Raw genomic sequence first — 21,647 nt, forward strand, 5'->3', positions numbered from 1 at the left:
ATGTCAAAACCAATTGAAGATAGACTCGCCAAAATTCCGATATTAAATATTGTTGTAAAACTTGGAAAAAAAATTATCCTTCCCGGGTTTGAAGGGTTATCCATTTACGATTTAATAGAGATTTATACCATTGGTATTATTAAAGGAACATTTTCTGCTAGAGCTAGTGCTATATCCTGGAGTTTCTTTTTGTCTCTGTTTCCATTTTTGTTGTTTCTTTTAAACTTAATTCCATATGTTCCTATAGATAAATTTGATGTGAGATTTTATGAATTTATTGATTCTGCTTTGCCAAATCAATCCAAACAATTTTTTGAAGAAATATATAACGATATTTCATCCAACCCCAGAGGAGGACTGTTATCTACTGTTTTTATACTTTCCTTGTTTTTAATGACTAATGGTATTAATGCGGTTTTTTCAGGTTTTGAGTACTCTTATCATGTTACCTTAAATCGTAATTTTGTAAAACAATATATAGTGGCATTAGGAGTATCAATAATTGTGGCATGCTTATTGTTAATTACAATTATAGTTACCCTATATTTCACATATTTATTGGATAATTTAGGAGAAATGGGCGTAGTGGATAATACTATATTTTGGTTAAAATTTGGAAAATTTGGATTATTTGTTTTAATGATTTTTCTGGTGATAGCAACCTTGTTTTATTTTGGTACTACAGAAGGGAAAATGAATAGGTTTCTCTCTCCAGGGGCATTCATGACTACGATTCTTATTATGATTACCACCTATTTATTTGGTATATACATAGATAATTTTTCTAACTATAATAAATTATATGGTTCTATAGGGGCAATGTTAATATTGATGTTATATATATGGCTTAATGCAAATTTACTACTATTAGGTTTTGAATTAAATGCGTCTCTTATTAAATTAAGAAGGAATTTTTAATATATTTAACAACAAAAAACAGATTAATTTAAGAAAAATGAAAAAACTAAATCTATTATTTATTCTTTTGGTAATTACAACAGCAATGCATGCACAAACCAAAGTGGGGGATGCTATATTGCCAAATCAAGTAACCTTTAATGAAGAAAACTTGGTTATTAATGGAGCAGGGTTGAGAGAGAAGTTCTTTTTTGACATATATGCAGGAGGATTGTACCTCCAGAAAAAAAGCTCAAATGCAAGTGATATAGCACAGGCAGATGAAACCATGGCAATAAAATTACATATCCTATCAGGTATGATGTCTAGAAGTAAAATGGTTTCAGCATTAAAAGAAGGCTTTGAGAAATCTACCAATAATAATACTGCTTCACTCGATAAAAGAATAAATATGTTTGTTGGATTTATTAAAGAAGAAATTGAAGAAGGTCAAATTTATGACATAGTATATGTAAAGGGAAAAGGAAGTATTATCTATAAAGATGGAGTAGAAAAAGGATATGTAGAAGGATTAGATTTTAAAAAGGCATTATTTAATATTTGGATTGGAAACAAACCAGCCGATAAAGGCTTGAAAAACGAAATGCTGGGTTCTTAGTAGGTTAAAAAGTGTATTTTTAACGTTTAAAAACACTATTTCTATATATTTTTTGGAAAAATACTATGCAAGCATAGGAAAAAAACAGTACATTTGCAAAAAAATGAGATTATAATTAACCTAAATATACATCTCAATTAACACTTTTATAACGAATGAAAAAATATTTTTTATTTATAGTAGCGTTTATTTCGTTAACTACTATCACTGCCCAAATTAGAGTAGGTAAGGCTGTCTTACCGTATGAAGAAAATTTTGGGGGTACAGACCTAAAATTAAATGGGGCAGGTATGAGAGAAATGCTTTGGATTGATTTATATGCTGGAGGTCTTTATTTACAAAATAAGAGTAAGGATCCTAGGGCAATCTTGGATGCAGATGAAACCATGGCTATAAAACTAAATATAGTATCAGGTTTTGTGACACAAAAGAAAATGATAAAAGCCGTACGAGATGGTTTTTACAAAGCAACTTTTGGAAATACAAAAGCATTGGACAAAAGGATTAATGAATTTATCAAATTTTTTAGCGAACCTATTGTGAAGAATGATGTTTTTGATATTATATACATAAAAGATAAAGGAGTAAAGGCAATCAAAAATGGCAAAGAGCTCGGGATTATAGAAGGACGTGATTTTAAATATGCATTGTTTAAGATTTGGTTAGGAGACGAGCCAGCTAGTGAAGAAATTAAAAATGGGATGCTAGGGTTACAATAGTTTTTCACTTGAAATATATTAAAAAGCTATCCGGATAAGGATAGCTTTTTTGTTTTTATCATATTTTCTATCTTGATAATCTAAATTCAAGATGAGTATCATACGATTTGTGATTAAAAAATTCGTATAAATTCATTGAATTATTTTTTCTTTATGTAAGGCAAAAAAATCAAGCATAGCTATAGCTACGGTTTATTTTTTAAACGAAGTAGAAAGGAAAAAGAAACGATGAATATGCGAAATTTTTAGTTATAAATCGTATCAATTATAAAATCATAAAAAATATATGAATATTTCTAAAATTTTTATTATTCCTTTTTTGTTATTTTTTTGCATAGTAAATGCACAGCAACATGATATTATAGGCAAGTGGAAAACTATTGATGATACCACAGGAGAACCACGTTCTATTGTAGAGATTTATAAGAAAGGCGATAAAGTATTTGGTAAAATTTATAAAATATTGACAGAACCCGATAGAAATAAGCGCTGTTCAAAGTGTAGCGGTTCTGATTACAATCAACCAATTGAAGGAATGGTAATTGTTAAAGAATTACAAAAAAATGGAGATGTGTATGAGGATGGGACTATCACGGATCCAGAAAATGGAAAGGTATATCGATGTAAGATATGGATTGATCGAGATCATCCAAAAGTGTTGAATGTAAGAGGGTATATAGCATTTTTGTATAGAACACAAAAATGGATCAAAGTATGATATCAGATGTTTTCTAAAATAAGTGTTTTATAAATTTTAACATTTTTTTTTGTTAGTTTTTTTATAATAGGTCAACTAAACTTTTGTAAATTAAAAAAAACTAAACAATGAAAAATATAATTACTCTATCTATCTTATTGGTTATTACAACGATGATGACAGCTCAAATTAGAGTTGGAGACGCAGTTATTCCTTACAAAGTAACTTTTGAAGGAGAAGAACTTACATTGAATGGAGCAGGAGTTCGTAAGGTATTCGGAGTAGAAACTTATTCTGGGGGATTGTATACTGTTAATAAGTATAAAGATGACAGAAAAGTCCTTGATACAGATGAAAGTATGGCTATTCGGTTGAATATTATTTCTAAAAAGGTGACGAACAAAAGAATGCAGAAAGTATTTAGAAAAGGTTTTGATGATGCTATGTTTGGCAATACACAAGCACTTGATACCAGAATTGATAAATTTCTGGAATTGTTTGCAGTACCAACTCAGATTAATGATTATTTCGATCTGGTATATATAAAAGGAAAAGGTGTTCGAACTTTTAAAAATGGAGAAGAAGTTGGCTATATTGAAGGAAGAGATTTTAAATATGCTTTGTTTAAAATTTGGTTAGGTAATGAACCAGCCTGTGAACTTATTAAAGGAGGAATGCTAGGTAAAAATGGATAGAAGTAAATTTTAAGTATCCCAAAATATAGTTTCTATTTCTGGTGTTAACATCTGTACCTAGAAATTATATTTTTTACTTGGATATAAAAAGAAAATTAAAGCACGATTTATTCTAGGTACTCTTTTTACGTTGAAGTATCAACAAAAAAGAACTAGTTTTGATAAATAATTGTAAAACAGAAATGATATAAAAGTCCGATCTATCCGATTAGGCTTTTATAATTTATGCAATAAACTCTCATTTTATCTTTTTGTTTTTAAAAGAAATATAACCTTCTGCTGGGTTAATTTCTTTACTATATTTCGTAAAAAAATACTTTTTACAACTACAGATTTACTGTCTTCTACTGAACTCATCTTGCGTAGTGGTTTTCAAACGAAAAGTTTGGCTTTTGTGCTATATGGACGTATTTTTTTTCATCATAGCCATTTACGGTAGAAAAAACAAAATTAGCATGTAAAATGTAAATTTTTCAGGTCAAAGCATTTCTCAAGATGAGTTCATTATTTAAATGATCTGTTTTGTGATTTAATTGCAAAATAATTCTACTATATTTGTACTGTGAAAATGAGAATTATCATACTAACAATTTATTTTCTAGGACTTAATTTTGTCCCCTGTAATGATGTGTTCTGTGCATCTGAAATTTTTGATATAGAAATATGCGAGGAAACTGATAGTGGTCATCATCACGATACAGATGATCTTTGTTCTCCTTTTTGTTATTGTCATTGTTGTCAGGCACATACTATTGATTTTCGATTAATTGCATTCGTGCCTATTGAGCCAACTGTTATACAACAATCTTCAATGCATTTTGATAAAATTGGACATGACTATCATAAGTTAATACTGCAACCACCCAAAGCCTGATTCAGTTTTAATATTTTAACATGAATAATAGTTCCTATACAGACTTCTGTTTATAGGTAATATTTTGTATGTTTTTATATTAATAGAGAAACTACAATCTATTTTTTTAACTGAATAAACTATAATTTATGATTAATAAAATCATTGATTTCTCAATCAATAATAAATTTATAATTGGGTTATTCACGCTGGGACTTATTATTACTGGTATCTGGAGTACAGCCCAGATTCCTTTGGATGCGGTTCCGGATATAACGAATAATCAGGTACAGGTCATTACTCAATCTCCTAATCTCGGGACAGAAGATATTGAACAATTTGTAACGTATCCTATCGAAGTTGCGATGAGCAATCTTCCTGACGTTCAGGAAATAAGATCTATTTCCCGTTTTGGACTATCTGTGGTTACAATTGTTTTTGATGACAAAACAGGAACCTATCTGCCAAGACAGCTTGTCGCAGAAAAATTACCAGAAGTACAAGCAAAAATACCTTTAGGATTCGGAAAACCCTTTATGGGACCTATTTCTACAGGTTTAGGAGAAATATACCAGTATACGTTGGAGGTTGATGATGAATATAAAGAGATATATACTAAGACCCAACTACGTTCCATACAAGATTGGATTGTACGCAGACAGATGGCAATGGTTCCCGGTGTGGTAGAAATAAATGCTTTTGGAGGTGCTATTAAGCAATATGAAGTTGCAGTGGATCCTAATGATCTTCGGGCGATAGGTATTACTATTTCAGAAGTATTTGCTACGCTGGAAAATAATAACCAAAATACCGGAGGTGCTTACATCGAAAGAAATCATCAGGCCAATTTTATACGTGGAGAAGGCTTGGCGAGATCTGTAAAAGATATTGAGAATATGGTCGTAAAGACCATGAACGGCATTCCCGTAAAAATAAAAGATGTAGGTACTGTTAGTATAGGAAATGCGATCCGTTATGGAGCATTGACCAAAGATGGTAAGGGAGAAGCCGTAGGAGGAATGGTATTAATGCTTAAAGGAGCAAACGCTAATGAGGTAATTAAGAATGTTACTATACGTATAAAACAAATTCAGAAATCCTTACCAAAAGGAATTACCATACAACCCTTTCTTGATCGCAGTACTCTTATTCAGAAAACAACTGGAACGGTAATGGGAAACCTCTTGGAAGGAGGGCTAATTGTGATTTTTGTTTTAGTACTATTACTAGGAAATTGGAGAGGAGGACTGATTGTTGCATCTACCATTCCATTATCTCTTCTTTTTGCTTTTATATTAATGAATTTTTTTGATGTATGGGCGAATTTGATGAGTCTTGGAGCAATAGATTTTGGTATTATAGTAGATGGAGCGGTTATTATTGTCGAAGCTACCGTTTTTTCAATGCACAGATATGTAGTAAAGAAAAAAGTTTTAAGTGGAAAAATAAAAAATGAAATAGTACAGAAAGCTTCAAAAAAAATGATGAATACTGCATTTTTCGGTCAGTTGATTATACTCATTGTATTCTTACCGATTCTTGCTTTAGAAGGTGTAGAAGGTAAAATGTTTCAGCCGATGGCGTTGACATTTATTTTTGCCATGATTGGAGCCATGGTGCTTTGTTTAACGTATGTACCTATGATTTCATCTGTTTTTCTAAAAGTTCCTGCTAACGAAAAAAAATCGTTTGGAGATCAATTTGTAAACTGGGTTGAGCAGAAGTATGAATCTCTTTTGATATGGTCTCTAGAAAAAGGAAGAATTATTGTGATCGTTACCTTAGGTTTTTTTGTTTTGGCAATAGTTACTTTTATAAATATGGGTGGGGAGTTTATTCCTGAACTTGATGAAGGAGATATAGCCTTTCATGCGATGTTAAAGCCAGGGAGTTCTCTTTCAGAAACCATACAAACTACAACTAGGGTAGAAGGTATTATTAAAACAAAATTTCCTGAAGTACAATCTGTTATCAGTAGGATAGGGGTAGCAGATGTTCCCACAGACCCTATGCCTATGGATATTGCAGATGTATTTGTTATTTTAAAACCTGCTAATGAATGGGTGTCGGCAGATTCAAAAGACGAATTAATAGAGAAAATAAAAAAAGAAGTTAGCATACTACCAGGAGTAAATTTTGAGTTTACTCAACCTATAGAGATGCGCTTTAATGAGCTGCTTACAGGGGTAAGAGAAGATGTAGCGATCAAACTATTTGGAGAAGATCTGCAAGTACTGACCGCTAAGGCAGAAGAAATAGGAGAAATCATAGCAAAGATTCCTGGAGTAGCAGACATGAAAGTAGAAGCTACAGATGGGCTCCCACAGATTACGATTAATTATAATCGTAATAAAGTAGCGCAATATGGTCTAAGTATACGTGAGCTTAATACCCTGATACAGGTAGCATTTGCAGGAGGGCAGGCAGGAGTAATTTTTGAAGGCGAAAAACGATTTGATTTGGTGGTACGCCTCCAAAAAGAGAATAGAGAAGATTTAAGTGATATTCAGAATCTGTTTATTGACTTACCTAATGGGGCTCAGATTCCTCTTCGCGAGGTTGCAGCTATAGGGTATGAACCAGGACCTATGCAGATAAGTCGCGATAATACGAACAGAAGAACGTATGTAGGGATTAATATTAGGGGAAGAGACGTAAAATCAGTTGTAGAAGATATTCAGGATAGTTTAGACAAAAATTTTGAACTACCATCAGGTTATTATTTACGATATGGAGGAGCTTTTGAAAACCTGAAACGGGCAAGTAATCGCTTAAAACTAGTGGTTCCGATTGCCTTGTTTCTGATTTTTGTATTGATCTATTTCGCACTCAAATCATTTTCTCAGTCATTGATGATCTATTTGGCAATACCTATGGCTACTATCGGTGGCGTATTCGCACTTTGGTTTCGTGAGATGCCATTCAGTATTTCTGCCGGAGTGGGATTTATTGTGCTTTTTGGCGTAGCTGTATTAAATGGATTGGTTATGGTAAGTGGTCTCAATGAGTTAAAAGAAGAAGGGATAACTGATCTTAGAGATAGAATCATAAAAGGAACAAAAAGAAGAATACGTCCTATTATGCTAACAGCATTTACTGATGTTTTGGGTTTTTTACCGATGGCTGTTTCTACATCAGCAGGAGGAGAGGTGCAACGTCCATTGGCAACTGTTGTTATCGGAGGATTGATCACTTCTACATTATTAACATTGTTTATTTTACCTATTTTTTATCAATGGATAGAAAATAGATCTCAAAAAAATATAAAATTGAATCCTAAATATGTAGTAACTCCCTTGATTGTTTTCCTGTTTTGTACATTTTCTAAAGTAGCTGCTCAGGAAACATTCCTATCACAATATGAGAATAAGACAACTTCAAAAAATGCAATAACAGAAGAACAAGATGTAATGCCTGTTGTTTTATTAGATGAAGCTGTAGAACTGGCGCTAAAAAACTACCCAACATTAGAATCAGATCAATTGCAAGTAGAACGTGAGGATGTACTAATGAGTGCCGCATATGATTTTGGAAACACAAAAGTCTTTACAGGTGGTGAAGAAATTGGCAATGATCAGGGGATTTATACTGTTATAGGTATCGGACAACAAAATATAGATCTTTTTGGTATTTCTGCAAAAAAACGCCTACAAAAACAAAGAATTGATATAGCTAAAAATACGTATGAGCTATCACAATTAGAGGTAAAAGAAAAAGTAAGAAGTAGCTGGTCTGATGCTTATAGAAATAAACAAAAAATGATACTATATCAGGAACTTACCATAGTATATTCAGAATTTTTACGAGCGATAGAAGTCAACCTGGAAGTTGAGGCGATCTCTCGATTAGAATTTATTACAGCAAAAAATCAGGCACTTCAGGTTCAGAATAAGCTACATCAGTTAGAAAAAGATTATTATGTAGCAATACAAGAGCTGAATATCTGGTTATCGAGTGATACATTTTATACGGTTCCTGATGATGTTGATTCGGGCCAATTTTTACAATTAGATACGCAAAGAGATGCTAGTGAACACCCTCAGTTATCACTCTTACAAAAACAAATAGACGAGTCAACATCCAATTATAAAGTAATACTGGCAGATCAACTACCAAAATTCAATTTACAAGGAGGCTTACAGCGTGTCAATGGAGAGAACGGTTTTTATAGTTATCAGGCTGGGATATCAGTTCCGTTATTGTCGGGTACATATAAGAGTCAGAAAAAAGCAGCAAAAATCAATAATCAGATAGCCAAAATACAATTTAATCTTCGCATAAAACAAATGGAATCCAACTATCAACGTGCCTTGCATACTTATCAAAAATGGTTAAAATCCTGGCTGTTTTATAAGAATGATGTATTACCACTTACAAAAGAACAACGAGATGGAGCATTGCTGGCATATAAGGAAGGTGCTATTGATTACCTCTCTTTTACTTATATAATTAATAAAGCAATACAGTCAGAAACAGAAGCAATTGATGCATTTGATAAATATTTAAAAGCATTTTTTAAACTACAATATTATTATACTCTTTAAAAAAATGAAAAAAACAAAAACAAGTACCTTGATAGCTACTGCATTGGTCTTTTTGATCATAGCATCTTGCGAAGGTAGAAAAGATAAAATATCTGATCACGAACATACAAATGATAAGCAGGAGAGTGCAAAAGGAGATACCCATCATAAAGAAAATGATGAGGTAATGTTTACAGCAAAACAATATGAAGCATTACACATGAAAATTGATACCCTCCAGAAGCGTAATATAACCGGGTATGTAGAGGCGAACGGAAGTTTGGAAGTACCACCACAAAATGAAGCTATTATTACATCTGTTATAGGTGCTAATATAATGTCTATCAAAGTAATTGAGGGAGATCAGGTGAATAAAGGACAGGTTCTGGCTTATTTGTCTCATCCGGATCTTATCAAAAAACAATCAGCATATCTTACTGAATATAGCAGACAGATGTTTTTAAAAAAAGAATCTGATAGACAAAAAACATTATATGATGCAGGTGTGGGTAGTGGAGCTAGTTTTCAAAAAGCTGAATCAGAATACAAGGCCTCAAAAGCAATGACTAATGGATTTGAGGCACAATTACAACAACTTAATATCAATGTTGCTAATGTAAGAAATGGTACGATTCAACAACGGGTGGCACTGCGAAGCCCTATCGAGGGATTTGTAGAGAAAGTTTATATCAAAACAGGTCAATATGTGGCTCCGCAAACGAATCTTATAGAAATCGTGAATACTGATCATGTGCACGCAGATCTTATGGTATTTGAGAAAGATGTGTATAAAATCAAAAAAGGACAAAAAGTTATATTTAGTGTACAATCCATTCCTGGACTAGAACTTACTGCAGAAATTTACTCCGTGGGGAAAACATTTGAACAAGACCCAAAGGCTTTACACGTGCATGCAGAAATAGAAAATAAAGAAGGAAAGCTAATACCTGGAATGTATATTCAGGGACAGATACAAACAGAAAATAAACTGGTTGATGCTTTTCCGGAAATTGCTATTGCTATTGATGGCGAAAAATCATTTGTATTTAGAGCAGTTAGAGAAGGTAATGATTGGAGTTTTGTACCTGTTGAAATAATTACAGGCAGTCGCGATCGAGAATGGGTAGCCATTAGTTTTTTAAAACCTCAGGTAGCAGATGCATTATATGCCATGAATAATGCATATTATTTAATAGCTGAAATGAAGAAAGGAGAGGCAGAACACAGTCATTAATGTTATACGATTTATAACTAAAAATTTCGCATATTCATCGTTTCTTTTTCCTTTCTACTTCGTTTAAAAAATAAACCGTAGCTATAGCTATGCTTGATTTTTTTGCCTTGCATAAAGAAAAAATAATTCAATGAATTTATACGAATTTTTTAATCACAAATCGTATTATTTTGAAATAAAAAAGCTTCTCTCAATTAGCGAATGTATTTGAATTGCTGTTTAAAATAGTGATCATTTTTTTTGGTGAAATATATTCAAAATACCTGTCGATTACCCGAAATGATGCATCCAAAACAATAATAGCAGGTAGAGAAAATGGACTATTTTTTCGTGATGCTAACAATAAGGGGATATCATGAGTGGCGTTTCGCTTTTTACCATACGATCTGTTTACAAATTTTTGCCCATCAAAAATAATAGTGTCGTTACTTTCTGCATTCATTTTCACAGCATAATACTTTTGGTTAAGCAGGGAAACAACCTCTGGATCTCTAAAAGCAGTTTGATCTATTTTTTTGCAATAAGAGCACCAATCAGCATAAAAATCTATAAATACTTTTTTGGGTTTTGTCGCAAGAGAATCTTCTAATTGTTCAAAACTTAACCACCTGATGCTTTTATCTTGCGCATTAGTGGTAAGCGAAAATATAAGAAACAGGACAACAGGTAAAAAAGGATTAATCTTAGTCATTTTTTTTTAATATAAATAGTATAACATCTTTATATCCAATTGATTTTTAATGAAGTTTTCCAAATTTCACACCAATAAAAAAAGTTCTGGGGGCTCCAGGGCCATAGATATAATCAGAATCACGAGCAGGACCAGTTTCAAAATCATCCTGATAGCTGTTAAATATGTTTTTAACCCCACCAGTAAATGTGATCATAAAATTTTCATTAAAATCCACATGAGACTCTAACTTGATATTTGCATCAAAAAAGGAATTTACTTCATTCAGTTGCAAAAAACCGGTATCACTAATAACTCTTGGAACTGTCATTTCACCAGTATAAACTCCGGTTACATCAATATTGAACGATTCTCCAGGAATCCAGGAGGCATTAAGATAACCATACAAATCAGGAACTCTTACAAACTCGTCTATTGTAATATCAGATTCTCCTGCGGTTCCATCAGTCTCAAACAATAGTTGAGGTTCATCATACGCTGTTTTTTGATAAGAACCTCCTAATTGAAATTGCCATTTTGGATTAGGAGATACTCCAAATTCAAAATTAGTTCCATATACTTGAGCTCCCGAACCATTTCTGACTTCCTCCAGAATAGAACCATTTTCTAGCACTGCTCCGGTACTTACCAATGTGAATGGATCTTCTAATGTAGTATAAAAGCCTTCTAATAAAAAGTCTAATTGTAAGAGTCCAGTTGTTTTAGAATAATTAAAAGAACCGGTATATGCATTAGAATACTCTGTATTTAAGGCTTCTGATAAGATAACAAATTGAGGTTCTCCACCCACACTAGAAACATGTAATTCTTCATTAAATGCTTGTGGAGCTCTAAATCCTCTTGCATAACCACCTCTAAATTTTAATTCTTTACTGAGTAGATAAGATAAAGTTAACCTGGGAGAAAAGGCAGTTTGGCTGATATCGACTCCTCTTCGGATGCCTCCAATAGAATAATCACCATCTACAGCGACATTATCTAAACGAGCGCCCAAAAGAGTGGTGAATTTTTCATTTGGTTTCCATTCATACTGTGCATAGGCACCAATAGAATTTACGTTCTGATCAATCAATCTGTTGTATCCTGGAATTTGATCCTCTGTATGGGTAAGCTGATATTCTGCTCCTACTGTTAAAATATCGTTGTTTTTAAATGCTTTTGTTAATTGGGTACCACTTACCAATGCTAGATCTTTTGTAGTACCAAATGAGTTATTGGCCAAAATACTATCCTGACGCGTTCTGGATCCTCCCAAACCACCATAAAAACTATCACGATCTGTATGAGAAACTGAGGTGTATATGGAAAATTTAACAGATTCATCAGTGCTGATCAATTCATAATCAGCTCCACCAATAAAGGTATCATGATCTAATTCTTCAGTAATATCGGTAAACTGAGGAGATAAAAACAACCGATCACCACCACGGCGATATTCTCTTATAGCGTTTAGGTTAACAGATACTCTGCTTCTTTCGGTAGGTTTTACAAAAGCTTTAGCTCCTATGGTTGTATTACGAAGTTCGACCAGTTCTGTAAAACCATCATCATTTGCATCAAACTCCTCTCGATTGCGATATGCCCCAAATACAGTTACGCCACTAGTAAGATCATCGGCCACTACAGAGGTATTGAATGTAATATTGCGATCAGGTACTTCTCCATTCACAAGTGAAAAATTTGTCCCAATTTCCCAGGTATTCAGTATCGGATCTTTGGTGATGACATTAACTGTTCCGGCAATAGCATTAGATCCAAATAAAGCAGACCCACCGCTGCGTACCACCTCGACGCGCTCGATAATATTCGTAGGTATCTGTTCTAATCCGTATACACCAAGTAACGAAGAGAATATAGGGCGACTATTTACCAGTATCTGGGTGTATCCTCCATCAAGGCCATTAAGTCTCACTTGCGTAAAACCACAATTCTGGCAATTTGTTTCTACCCGTACACCAGGAGCATAGTTTAATCCATCTGCTAGTGAAATAGACTGTGTTGCGGTTAATAATCTGGGTTTTAATGTAGAAACGATAACCGGTGTATTTTTACGTTCTACCCGATTTCTGGTAGCACTCACGACTACTTCATCTAAACCCAAAGCGTCCTCAATAAGTGTAAAGTCCAGGTCGATTACCTGTTGATCAGTATATTGTATGGTTTTAGAAATTGTTCGAAAACCCTGAGAACTCACCGTTATGATGTATTGATCAGCCTTTACTAATTTTAGTTCATAAATACCTTTTACATTGGTGGTAGTACCATGCGAACCATTTTTAACAAATACACTTGCAAAAGGAACTGTATGATCACCAGACATAACTTTTCCTTTTATTATAACATAGTCATGCTGAGCATGCACCTTAAAAACTGTTAGTAATAAAAACAGTTTTATAAAAATTTTTGCAAGCATTATTGTTTAATTTTATTAATCTAATTAAAATTTTAGACAAATCTAAATAAAATATCTATTCAAAAAAAATGTATTTTTGTATTAAACTAAATTAAAATGACTTTTGCAGAAGAAAACTATTTAAAGACTATTTTTTATTTAGAACAAGAAGCGACAGAAGGGGTTTCTACAAGTGCTATTGCTGACTATCTGGATACCAGAGCTGCATCTGTTTCTGATATGTTACAAAAGCTGGCAAAAAAAGAGTTAATCGAATACAAGAAGTATTATGGAGCAATCCTGACTCATAATGGTAGAAATCATGCCATTTTAGTGATCAGACGCCATCGTCTATGGGAAACTTTTTTGGTAGAAAAACTCCATTTTGGCTGGGAAGAGGTTCATGAGGTAGCTGAGCAGTTAGAGCATATTAAAAGTGAAAAGCTAATCAATGCTATGGATAAAATGCTGGGATACCCCAAGATTGATCCACACGGAGATCCTATACCCGATGCTAATGGGAATTTCACCAAAATAGAGAAAAGATTATTAGCTGATTGCGAAGAAAAATGGACAGGAACCATTGTTGGAGTTAAGGATACATCATCAGATTTTCTTAAGATATTAGATCGAAAACAAATAAACTTAGGTACTGTTTTTTATATACTGAATAAGGAAAAATATGACGGCTCTATTCGATTAAAAATAGAGGATGAGAGTATAGCCTTATCCCAAAAAATGGCAAGTAACATATATATCAAGGTCATTAGTATGCAAAATTCAGAATAAAGATGGTATAATACTTCGATATTAAAGATGTATTTTTGTTTGTAATACGAGTGTCCATGGCCTATTTTATAGATGTAATTCTTCCTATTCCTCTTGATAAAGAGTTTACCTATAGTATTAATAAAAACGAAGCTGCTTTTCTGAAGCTAGGAATGAGGGTGGCTGTACAATTCGGGAAGAGCAAAATATATGCGGCTTTAGTCGTAAAAATTCATCAAAATCCACCTCTGGTATATGAAGCTAAGGAGATAGAACATATTCTGGATGAAGCTCCTATTGTAACAAATCGACAACTAGAATTATGGAACTGGATATCAGTATATTATATGTGTGCCAAAGGAGAAGTGATGAGAGCTGCGCTGCCCAGTGCTTTTTTATTAGAAAGCGAAACTATTATTTTACGTAATGATGCTGTGTCGATTGATGAATCAATGCTAAAAGATGACGAATTTCTTATTTATGAAGGACTACAGCATCAAAGCCTACTTCGCATCCAGGAAGTGATGGACATAGTTGGTAAAAAGAATGTGCTTCCTATTATAAAACGTTTACTTGATAAAAATGTACTGACAATTCAGGAAGAGATTTATGAACAATATAGGCCTAAGATTGTTAGGTATGTAAAATTACATGTGGACTATACTGCAGAAACGGCATTACAGTCATTATTGGATTCTATGAATCGTGCTCCAAAGCAAAAAGAGGTTTTGATGCATCTTTTTATGTTACAGGCTAAAACCTCAAAACCGATTAAAGTTACAGATCTAGCCAAAGCCGCAAATAGTAGTACTGCAATTATAAAATCATTAATAGAAAAAAAAATACTAGAAGAATATCGTTTACAGGTAGACCGGGTGCAATACAATGAAGCGTCTGAACATGCAGTAAGAGCATTAAATGAATTTCAGATAAAAGCGCTCGAAGAGATTAAAACCTGTTATAAGAAAAAAGATGTTTGTTTATTGCATGGCGTTACCTCCTCAGGAAAGACTGAAATTTATGTAAAACTAATTGAAGAACAGCTACAAGAAGGTAAACAGGTATTGTACTTGTTGCCAGAAATCGCTTTAACGACTCAATTAATTGCGAGATTACAGGTGTATTTTGGAAAAAAATTAACCGTTTATCACTCTAAATATTCTGTAAATGAAAGAGTGGAGGCCTGGAATAACGTAAAAAATACAAACCTGAATGCTCAGGTTATTATTGGTGCCAGATCTTCTATATTTCTTCCATTTATCAACCTCGGGTTGATAATTATTGACGAAGAGCATGAGAGCTCTTTTAAGCAATATGATCCTGCTCCTAGATATCACGCAAGAGATACTGCTATTGTTTTGTCTAGAATGTTTGATGCAAAAGTTGTTTTAGGGTCGGCTACACCTTCTTTAGAGACATATTATAATGCTGTCCAGAAAAAGTATGGTTTGGTAACATTGACAAGAAGATACGGCAATGTTTTAATGCCAGAAATAAACTTGGTGGATTTAAAAACTAAGTACAAGAAAAAAGAAATGACCGGACGTTTCAGTGACACTTTATTGTTAAGTATTCGGGAAGCGCTTAAGGAAGAGGAACAGGTGATTTTATTTCAGAATAGGCGTGGGTATTCTCCGGTTGTCGAATGTAATACTTGCGGGCATTCACCACAGTGCCCTAACTGTGATGTGAGTCTTACGTATCATAATCATCGCAATCAATTGCGGTGTCATTATTGCGGATATCATATAGCAATGCTTCAAAAATGTATGGCTTGTGAGAGTCCGGAATTATCTACAAAAGGCTTTGGAACTGAACAAATAGAAACAGCACTGAAAGAATTGTTTCCAGAGCATAAAATAGGTAGGATGGATCAGGATACTACGAGGGGAAAACATGGGTATGAAAAAATTATAAATCAATTTGAAGAAAAAGAGATTGATATTCTGGTAGGTACCCAGATGCTTACCAAAGGCTTAGATTTTAGAGATGTAACCTTAGTAGGGATTATGAATGCAGATACACTTCTTAATTTTCCAGATTTTAGAGCTCACGAGCGTAGCTTTCAGTTAATGCAGCAGGTGTCGGGCAGAGCGGGCAGGACAAAAAAACGAGGAAAAGTATTGATTCAGACCTATAATCCGTATCATCAAATATTACAGCAAGTATCGGTGAATGATTATATGGGTATGTATAAAGATCAGATGGAAGAAAGATATCAATATAAATATCCTCCGTTTTACAGAATTATTAAAATCACAGCTAAACATAAAGATTATAATAAAGTAAATGATGCCACATTATGGGTGGCAAGATCTTTGTCTAATGTTTTTAAGGAACATGTTTTAGGTCCGGAGTTTCCTCCCATATCAAGAATTAGAAATCAGTACCACAAAAATATTCTTATCAAAATACCTCATGGGCAATCGCTACAAAAGACAAAAAGTGTTATAAAAAAGATTTACAATTCTTTTAGAAATATTAAAGAGTTCTCCGGAGTACGGGTTTTGATTAACGTGGATAATTATTAGTATAATTTATATATAACCAAAAAAAAAGAGACTGCCTAAAAAGACAGCCTCTCGACATGGTTACTAAGTATTATTTTCTGGGATAGAAAATAATATTCTTTACTTATGGCAGGCTTAAATAAACTTGTATTGAATTTATTTTATCATTCATTCCTAAAGGTGTAAAATCCTTGAACTCTACTAATTCACCATTAGATCTGTGGTCAATGTAATCTGAAAATAGTAAATTTTGTTGGCGAGCTCGATCAAAATAACGTACATTAAGTGCTCTTGAGCTGTTAAGACCAGTAACTCTAACTCGTGAAGAAGATGCCTGATTGACTACATTAGGCGCAAGATTAGCATTGAGAAAAGAATTAAAATTGTTTAAAAAGATAACTTTTCTAAAAATTCTATCTCGATGATACGTGTGTCTAAAAAGTTCGATTGCAAACCTAACATTCAAAGCCCTATCACCTTGACTATCTAATTCTCCGCTTTCAAAATTTTTACTAGCTTCCTCTTCTGTATCAAATACATACTTGATGATCTCATCTTTAGATTCGACATAGTACGAAGGTTTTTTTAACAAATTCGCTAATGTTGCATTTTTATTTACTTCTTCAAAAGAATAACTTTTGTTATTGTAAACTAAACTATTGAAGTCTTGATCTTTTTCGATTTCAACAGCTCCTATTTCAGAATCGAATTCCTCTTTTTCGCAAGAGGTCATAAAAATAGAGAGTGTTAATGTTAAGATACTTAACATTCCTAATTGAGCAATTGTTTTTTTAAAGGTTTTCATTGTATGATATTTAAAATGTTTATGTAATTAAAACAGTTTAGATTTAATAAACCCTACATTATTCATATTAAATTGTGCTTTTTTTTAGGTTAATTGTGTGTTTATTCCCTTAACACTGGTTATATTATAATTTTAAATTATTTGTTAATATTAATTTGTCGGGTGTTTTTGCTACGGATTTCGGTTGTTTAGAATGGCTCATCTCAGTATTTCTTATATATCCAAAACAGAAAAACTTTCATAGCGATTAGCTGCAGTTAATTTTTGTGATGGGGTATCGACAGAAAAGAGTTTTTTATTGCGATAAATTTAAGATGTAGTGCAAAATGGGGTACATTAATGAGTAAAACTTTTATATTTTTTTTTGACTAATACGATTTATAACTAAAAATTTCGCATATTCATCGTTTCTTTTTCCTTTCTACTTCGTTTAAAAATAAACCATAGCTATAGCTATGCTTGATTTTTTTGCCTTGCATAAAGAAAAAATAATTCAATGAATTTATACGAATTTTTTAATCACAAATCGTATAAGGTGAAAAAAGGACTTTTTATTCCGGTAAATTTAAAGGATAGTATCACTAAAAAAATAAGAGGGGGTCTAAAAGACACCCTCTTATCATTGGTTAGGTTACTAAAGTATTATTTTCTGAGATGGAAAATAATATTCTTTGACTTATCGGCTTAAAAATACTTGTAATGAATTTATTTTATCATTAAAACTTCTAAAAACCGCATTTTGAATTAAATTCCCATTACTGTTTTGATTAAGAGCGTAAGAAGTTAATAGACCTTGTTGGCGTGCTCTATCAAAATAACGTACATTTAGTTTTCTCGTGTTATCAAGACCAGTAACTCTAACTCGTGAGGAAGAAGCCTGGTTGATTATGTTTCCACCAAGGTTATCATTATAGACAAAATTATTATTGTTTAAAAAGATAACTCTTCTATAAATTCTATCTCTATGATAAGTATGTCTAAAAAGTTCAATAGCGAATCTAACACTCAAAGCTTTATCACCTTGACTATCTAATTCTCCACTTTCAAAATACTTATTAACCTCTTCTTCAGTATCAAATACATATTTGATTACTTCATTATCAGATTCGGCATAGTACGAAGGATTTTCTAACAAGTCCGCTAATGCTGGATTTTCTTTGACCTCATTAAAAGAATAACTTTTGTTGTCATAGATTAAACGAGTAAAGTCTTGCTCTTTTTGGATTTCAACGGCTTCTGCTCCCGTTTCTGAGTTCAATTCTTCTTTTTGACAAGAAGTCATAAAAATAGAAAAAGCTAATGTAAGCATGCTTAACATTCCTAATTGGGTAATTGTTTTTTTAAAGGTTTTCATTGTATGATATTTAAAATGTTTATATATCTCTAAAACAATTTAAATTCAATAAACCCTACATTATTCTCAGAAATTATAGTTTTTTTTTGATTTATTATGAATTTAATGCTCTAGTAGTTATTATATGATAATTTTCAGGTTATTAATTAGAATCAATTTGATAGATAGTTTTGATACTATTCAATTCTGAACTAAAATTTTTTATTTTTCAATTTATATTTCAAAATAAAAAAGGAGCAATGATTATGAGTCAATTTCATTTTTTTTTAAACTAAAAATTGTCGCTATTTATTTGAGTTTTTTTTAGAACAGAATTGGTTGTTATCAATACTAATTTGAAGTAAAATATCATATTAGTTTAAGGCTTCTGATATAGGAAGAAGCACTAAGAATAGTAGGTTTTTTTGATCAGAGAGGACGGAATTTCAATATTTTGTTTAAGTTTAGTTTTTTAGATCTGACAGTTTTTCTTCAAAATCTTTATAACCGAACTTGTGTTAAGAGCATGTTTAAAAACAATGCAAACTGATTGTCAGTAGTTTGGTATTCTGACGACACTTCAAATCGACGACATATCGAGATATGTTGCTTATTTGAAGTAAAGTCAAGGTTGTCAAAGTAATGACCAGCAGGCAGAAGGGTTTTTAAACATACTCTAAGTATAGCCGCTAAACTGAATATTTTGTTTAGAGAAAACAGTAAAATTTTTATAGAGTAAAATACTTTGTTCTAATCAATGAATTTCTTGAGAATAATGACGCAATTAAGTGCTTGTAAAAACATAAAGACAAGATGTAAACAAAGATCTCGCTCTATAAAAGCGGGATCTTTATTTATAAAATGATATAATTAATTATCCTTTTAATTACTAAGAGCTTCTATTAAAGAATGTTTCTTATGTCTGCTCAATGGTATTTTTTCGTCTGCAATTTCTATATTACGACTATTATAACGCTCTACTTTATCTAGATTAACTATATATGACTTATGGATTCTGAGAAAGCGCTCAGAAGGAAGTTCAACTTCAAAAGATTTCATCGTTGCAAGAACAACAATTGGATCACCATCTTCCATAATTAGTTTTACATAATCACCTAACGCCTCAACATATTTTAATTGGTTTAAAAATATTTTACGCTTTTTGAGATTACTTTTTACAAAAATATAGTCATCATCCTCTATAGCCGCCTGTTCAGAATTTAAACGAGACATACTTAATGCTTTTTCAACTGCTGCGTTAAAACGATCTTTTTTAAGAGGTTTTCTTAAATAATCGATAGCATCATAGTCAAAAGCTTTAAAAGCATATTTTGTTTTTCCGGTAACAAAAATAATATGGGGCTTATTTTCGAGATCATCCAAAAGATCAAAACCAGTGAGTATTGGCATTTCGATATCTAAGAATAAAAGATCTACAGGAGTATCTAATAAACCATTTTTTGTTTCAATAGCATTGTTCCATTCAGCCACTAATTCAAGTGATGAATGTTCATCTATTAGTTTTACTATAGCCAGTCGTTGAAGACGCGAATCATCTACTACTGCGCATTTTAATTGAGATTGTTCCACATGCATAGGTTAATATTCTATACAATATTAATGAATATATATTATTTCCGCAAACATTTCACGCTTTTTGTCGGCAAAAAGAGTGTTTCGTCGAAGTGATTTTTAGTTTGAAAATCAAAAAAAATATATTACTTTTGCAGCCAATTTTAATTAAAAATAGATTTTTATGAATCATTATGAAACTGTTTTCATCTTGAATCCCGTTTTATCTGAAGAACAGATAAAGGAAACAGTTAAGAAATACGAAGACATTCTTGTTTCTAACGGTGCCAAGATGATATCCAAAGAAGACTGGGGGCTTAAGAAGCTTGCATATGCAATCCAGCATAAAAAAAGTGGTTTTTATCACTTGTTCGAATATACTGTGCCTGGTGATGCGATCAACACAGTTGAGATTGAGTTTAGAAGAGATGAAAGAGTAATGCGTTATCTTACTGTTCGTTTGGACAAATACGCAATTGCCTGGGCAGAAAAGAGAAGAAATAGAAACAAACAAAAAGCTTAATTATGTCATCTATAGAACAACAAGCTAAAGGAAAAAAAGATGGTGAGATCAGGTATCTTACTCCATTAAATATAGATACGTCAAAGACTAAAAAGTATTGTCGTTTTAAAAAATCAGGAATTAAGTATATCGATTACAAAGATCCTGACTTTTTAATGGCTTTCGTAAATGAACAAGGTAAATTATTACCTCGTCGTCTTACCGGAACATCTTTAAAATATCAACGTAAAGTGAGTGTTGCTGTAAAAAGAGCAAGACATTTAGCATTAATGCCATACGTTGGTGATTTATTAAAATAAAACTCGTCATAACATTATGGAACTTATATTAAAAAAAGACGTCGAGAATCTAGGATTTGCAGACGATGTAGTAGAGGTGAAGAACGGTTATGGACGTAACTTTTTGATTCCTGGAGGTTTTGCTGTATTAGCAACGCCATCTGCTAAGAAGGTATTAAATGAAACCTTAAAGCAACGTTCATTCAAGGAAAAGAAAGAAATCGAAGATGCTGAAAAAATAGCAAAGAAAATAGCAGGGTTAGAAATAAAGATCACTGCAAAAGCTGGCTCAGGAGATAAATTATTTGGATCTATTTCTAATGCAGATGTGGCTGGAGCTTTGGCTAAAGAAGGTGTTGAATTAGAGAAAAAGTTTATTACTGTTCCTGGAGGAACTATAAAACGTTTAGGACAATATGAAGCATCTGTTCGTCTTCATAGAGCTGTAGTAGCAATTGCTCCTTTTGAAATAGTAGCTCAAGCTAAAAAATAGATTTATATAGATTATATATCCAGTTAATAACTGGTTTATAATAAT

At 32.5% G+C, this 21,647-nt stretch carries 18 protein-coding genes; 13 read left to right on the forward strand and 5 right to left on the reverse strand.

What is annotated here, in order from left to right; translation table 11 throughout:
• The 8 genes from F0000_RS15175 to F0000_RS15210 all read left to right on the forward strand — a co-directional run bounded on the left by F0000_RS15175 (position 1) and on the right by F0000_RS15210 (position 10,237).
• Positions 1–918, forward strand: a complete 918-nt coding sequence (locus F0000_RS15175) for a YihY/virulence factor BrkB family protein (protein WP_149625576.1) — start codon at positions 1–3, stop codon at positions 916–918.
• Between the two features lie 37 nt (positions 919–955).
• Positions 956–1,516, forward strand: coding sequence for a chalcone isomerase family protein (locus F0000_RS15180; protein WP_149625577.1), 561 nt, complete (start codon positions 956–958; stop codon positions 1,514–1,516).
• Positions 1,517–1,671: 155 nt separating this feature from the next.
• Positions 1,672–2,235, forward strand: coding sequence for a chalcone isomerase family protein (locus F0000_RS15185; RefSeq protein WP_149625578.1), 564 nt, complete (start codon positions 1,672–1,674; stop codon positions 2,233–2,235).
• A gap of 286 nt (positions 2,236–2,521) precedes the next feature.
• Positions 2,522–2,953, forward strand: coding sequence for a DUF2147 domain-containing protein (locus F0000_RS15190; RefSeq protein WP_149625579.1), 432 nt, complete (start codon positions 2,522–2,524; stop codon positions 2,951–2,953).
• Between the two features lie 107 nt (positions 2,954–3,060).
• Positions 3,061–3,627 (forward strand): chalcone isomerase family protein, encoded by a 567-nt coding sequence (locus tag F0000_RS15195; RefSeq protein ID WP_149625580.1) that lies wholly within the window; start codon positions 3,061–3,063, stop codon positions 3,625–3,627.
• A gap of 568 nt (positions 3,628–4,195) precedes the next feature.
• The gene (locus F0000_RS15200; RefSeq protein WP_149625581.1) at positions 4,196–4,501 is read left to right on the forward strand and encodes a DUF6660 family protein; all 306 of its coding nucleotides are present in this window, start codon (positions 4,196–4,198) and stop codon (positions 4,499–4,501) included.
• Positions 4,502–4,629: 128 nt separating this feature from the next.
• Positions 4,630–9,024, forward strand: a complete 4,395-nt coding sequence (locus F0000_RS15205) for a CusA/CzcA family heavy metal efflux RND transporter (protein ID WP_149625582.1) — start codon at positions 4,630–4,632, stop codon at positions 9,022–9,024.
• Between the two features lie 4 nt (positions 9,025–9,028).
• Positions 9,029–10,237: an efflux RND transporter periplasmic adaptor subunit gene (locus tag F0000_RS15210; protein ID WP_149625583.1), complete on the forward strand. Its 1,209-nt coding sequence runs from the start codon at positions 9,029–9,031 to the stop codon at positions 10,235–10,237.
• 190 nt (positions 10,238–10,427) lie between these two features.
• On the opposite strand, the gene F0000_RS15215 is transcribed toward F0000_RS15210, so the two are convergent.
• Together F0000_RS15215 and F0000_RS15220 are read right to left on the reverse strand one after the other, a co-directional pair.
• A complete protein-coding gene (locus F0000_RS15215; RefSeq protein WP_149625584.1) occupies positions 10,428–10,928 on the reverse strand; it encodes a thioredoxin family protein in 501 nt (166 codons plus the stop codon).
• A 46-nt stretch (positions 10,929–10,974) separates the two neighbouring features.
• A complete protein-coding gene (locus F0000_RS15220) occupies positions 10,975–13,341 on the reverse strand; it encodes a TonB-dependent receptor (RefSeq protein WP_149625585.1) in 2,367 nt (788 codons plus the stop codon).
• A 96-nt stretch (positions 13,342–13,437) separates the two neighbouring features.
• Here F0000_RS15220 and F0000_RS15225 point away from each other — a divergent pair, with 96 nt between their 5' ends.
• Complete coding sequence (locus F0000_RS15225; RefSeq protein WP_149625586.1) at positions 13,438–14,109, forward strand: metal-dependent transcriptional regulator; 672 nt, start codon at positions 13,438–13,440, stop codon at positions 14,107–14,109.
• A 56-nt stretch (positions 14,110–14,165) separates the two neighbouring features.
• The gene (gene priA, locus F0000_RS15230; RefSeq protein WP_149625587.1) at positions 14,166–16,619 is read left to right on the forward strand and encodes a primosomal protein N'; all 2,454 of its coding nucleotides are present in this window, start codon (positions 14,166–14,168) and stop codon (positions 16,617–16,619) included.
• A 103-nt stretch (positions 16,620–16,722) separates the two neighbouring features.
• On the opposite strand, the gene F0000_RS15235 is transcribed toward priA, so the two are convergent.
• The 3 genes from F0000_RS15235 to F0000_RS15245 form a co-directional block, all read right to left on the reverse strand.
• Positions 16,723–17,403, reverse strand: coding sequence for a hypothetical protein (locus tag F0000_RS15235; RefSeq protein ID WP_149625588.1), 681 nt, complete (start codon positions 17,401–17,403; stop codon positions 16,723–16,725).
• A gap of 676 nt (positions 17,404–18,079) precedes the next feature.
• Entirely contained in the window at positions 18,080–18,757 is a 678-nt protein-coding gene (locus tag F0000_RS15240) for a hypothetical protein (RefSeq protein WP_149625589.1), read from the reverse strand.
• Positions 18,758–19,618: 861 nt separating this feature from the next.
• Positions 19,619–20,332, reverse strand: coding sequence for a LytTR family DNA-binding domain-containing protein (locus F0000_RS15245; RefSeq protein ID WP_149625590.1), 714 nt, complete (start codon positions 20,330–20,332; stop codon positions 19,619–19,621).
• 160 nt (positions 20,333–20,492) lie between these two features.
• Here F0000_RS15245 and rpsF point away from each other — a divergent pair, with 160 nt between their 5' ends.
• Genes rpsF through rplI form a run of 3 tightly spaced genes read left to right on the forward strand, consistent with a single transcriptional unit; the run spans position 20,493 to position 21,602 of the window.
• A complete protein-coding gene (gene rpsF, locus F0000_RS15250; protein ID WP_149625591.1) occupies positions 20,493–20,831 on the forward strand; it encodes a 30S ribosomal protein S6 in 339 nt (112 codons plus the stop codon).
• Complete coding sequence (rpsR, locus tag F0000_RS15255; protein ID WP_174412104.1) at positions 20,831–21,130, forward strand: 30S ribosomal protein S18; 300 nt, start codon at positions 20,831–20,833, stop codon at positions 21,128–21,130. Before rpsF ends, rpsR begins: the two co-directional genes overlap by 1 nt.
• A 16-nt stretch (positions 21,131–21,146) precedes the next feature.
• Positions 21,147–21,602, forward strand: coding sequence for a 50S ribosomal protein L9 (gene rplI / locus F0000_RS15260; RefSeq protein ID WP_149625592.1), 456 nt, complete (start codon positions 21,147–21,149; stop codon positions 21,600–21,602).
• Positions 21,603–21,647 lie beyond the last annotated feature (45 nt).

This window comes from Aquimarina sp. RZ0, from assembly GCF_008370685.1.
Taxonomy (GTDB): Bacteria; Bacteroidota; Bacteroidia; order Flavobacteriales; family Flavobacteriaceae; genus Aquimarina.

Bases quoted from the DNA above. Each gene is read 5' to 3' on its own strand.
- priA (WP_149625587.1), top strand. From the start codon at position 14,166: ATGGCCTATTTTATAGATGTAATTCTTCCTATTCCTCTTGATAAAGAG.
- F0000_RS15245 (WP_149625590.1), bottom strand. From the start codon at position 20,332: ATGCATGTGGAACAATCTCAATTAAAATGCGCAGTAGTAGATGATTCG.
- F0000_RS15200 (WP_149625581.1), top strand. From the start codon at position 4,196: ATGAGAATTATCATACTAACAATTTATTTTCTAGGACTTAATTTTGTC.
- F0000_RS15235 (WP_149625588.1), bottom strand. From the start codon at position 17,403: ATGAAAACCTTTAAAAAAACAATTGCTCAATTAGGAATGTTAAGTATC.
- F0000_RS15205 (WP_149625582.1), top strand. From the start codon at position 4,630: ATGATTAATAAAATCATTGATTTCTCAATCAATAATAAATTTATAATT.
- F0000_RS15190 (WP_149625579.1), top strand. From the start codon at position 2,522: ATGAATATTTCTAAAATTTTTATTATTCCTTTTTTGTTATTTTTTTGC.
- F0000_RS15175 (WP_149625576.1), top strand. From the start codon at position 1: ATGTCAAAACCAATTGAAGATAGACTCGCCAAAATTCCGATATTAAAT.
- F0000_RS15215 (WP_149625584.1), bottom strand. From the start codon at position 10,928: ATGACTAAGATTAATCCTTTTTTACCTGTTGTCCTGTTTCTTATATTT.
- F0000_RS15240 (WP_149625589.1), bottom strand. From the start codon at position 18,757: ATGAAAACCTTTAAAAAAACAATTACCCAATTAGGAATGTTAAGCATG.
- rplI (WP_149625592.1), top strand. From the start codon at position 21,147: ATGGAACTTATATTAAAAAAAGACGTCGAGAATCTAGGATTTGCAGAC.
- F0000_RS15180 (WP_149625577.1), top strand. From the start codon at position 956: ATGAAAAAACTAAATCTATTATTTATTCTTTTGGTAATTACAACAGCA.
- rpsF (WP_149625591.1), top strand. From the start codon at position 20,493: ATGAATCATTATGAAACTGTTTTCATCTTGAATCCCGTTTTATCTGAA.
- F0000_RS15210 (WP_149625583.1), top strand. From the start codon at position 9,029: ATGAAAAAAACAAAAACAAGTACCTTGATAGCTACTGCATTGGTCTTT.
- F0000_RS15195 (WP_149625580.1), top strand. From the start codon at position 3,061: ATGAAAAATATAATTACTCTATCTATCTTATTGGTTATTACAACGATG.
- F0000_RS15220 (WP_149625585.1), bottom strand. From the start codon at position 13,341: ATGCTTGCAAAAATTTTTATAAAACTGTTTTTATTACTAACAGTTTTT.
- F0000_RS15185 (WP_149625578.1), top strand. From the start codon at position 1,672: ATGAAAAAATATTTTTTATTTATAGTAGCGTTTATTTCGTTAACTACT.
- F0000_RS15225 (WP_149625586.1), top strand. From the start codon at position 13,438: ATGACTTTTGCAGAAGAAAACTATTTAAAGACTATTTTTTATTTAGAA.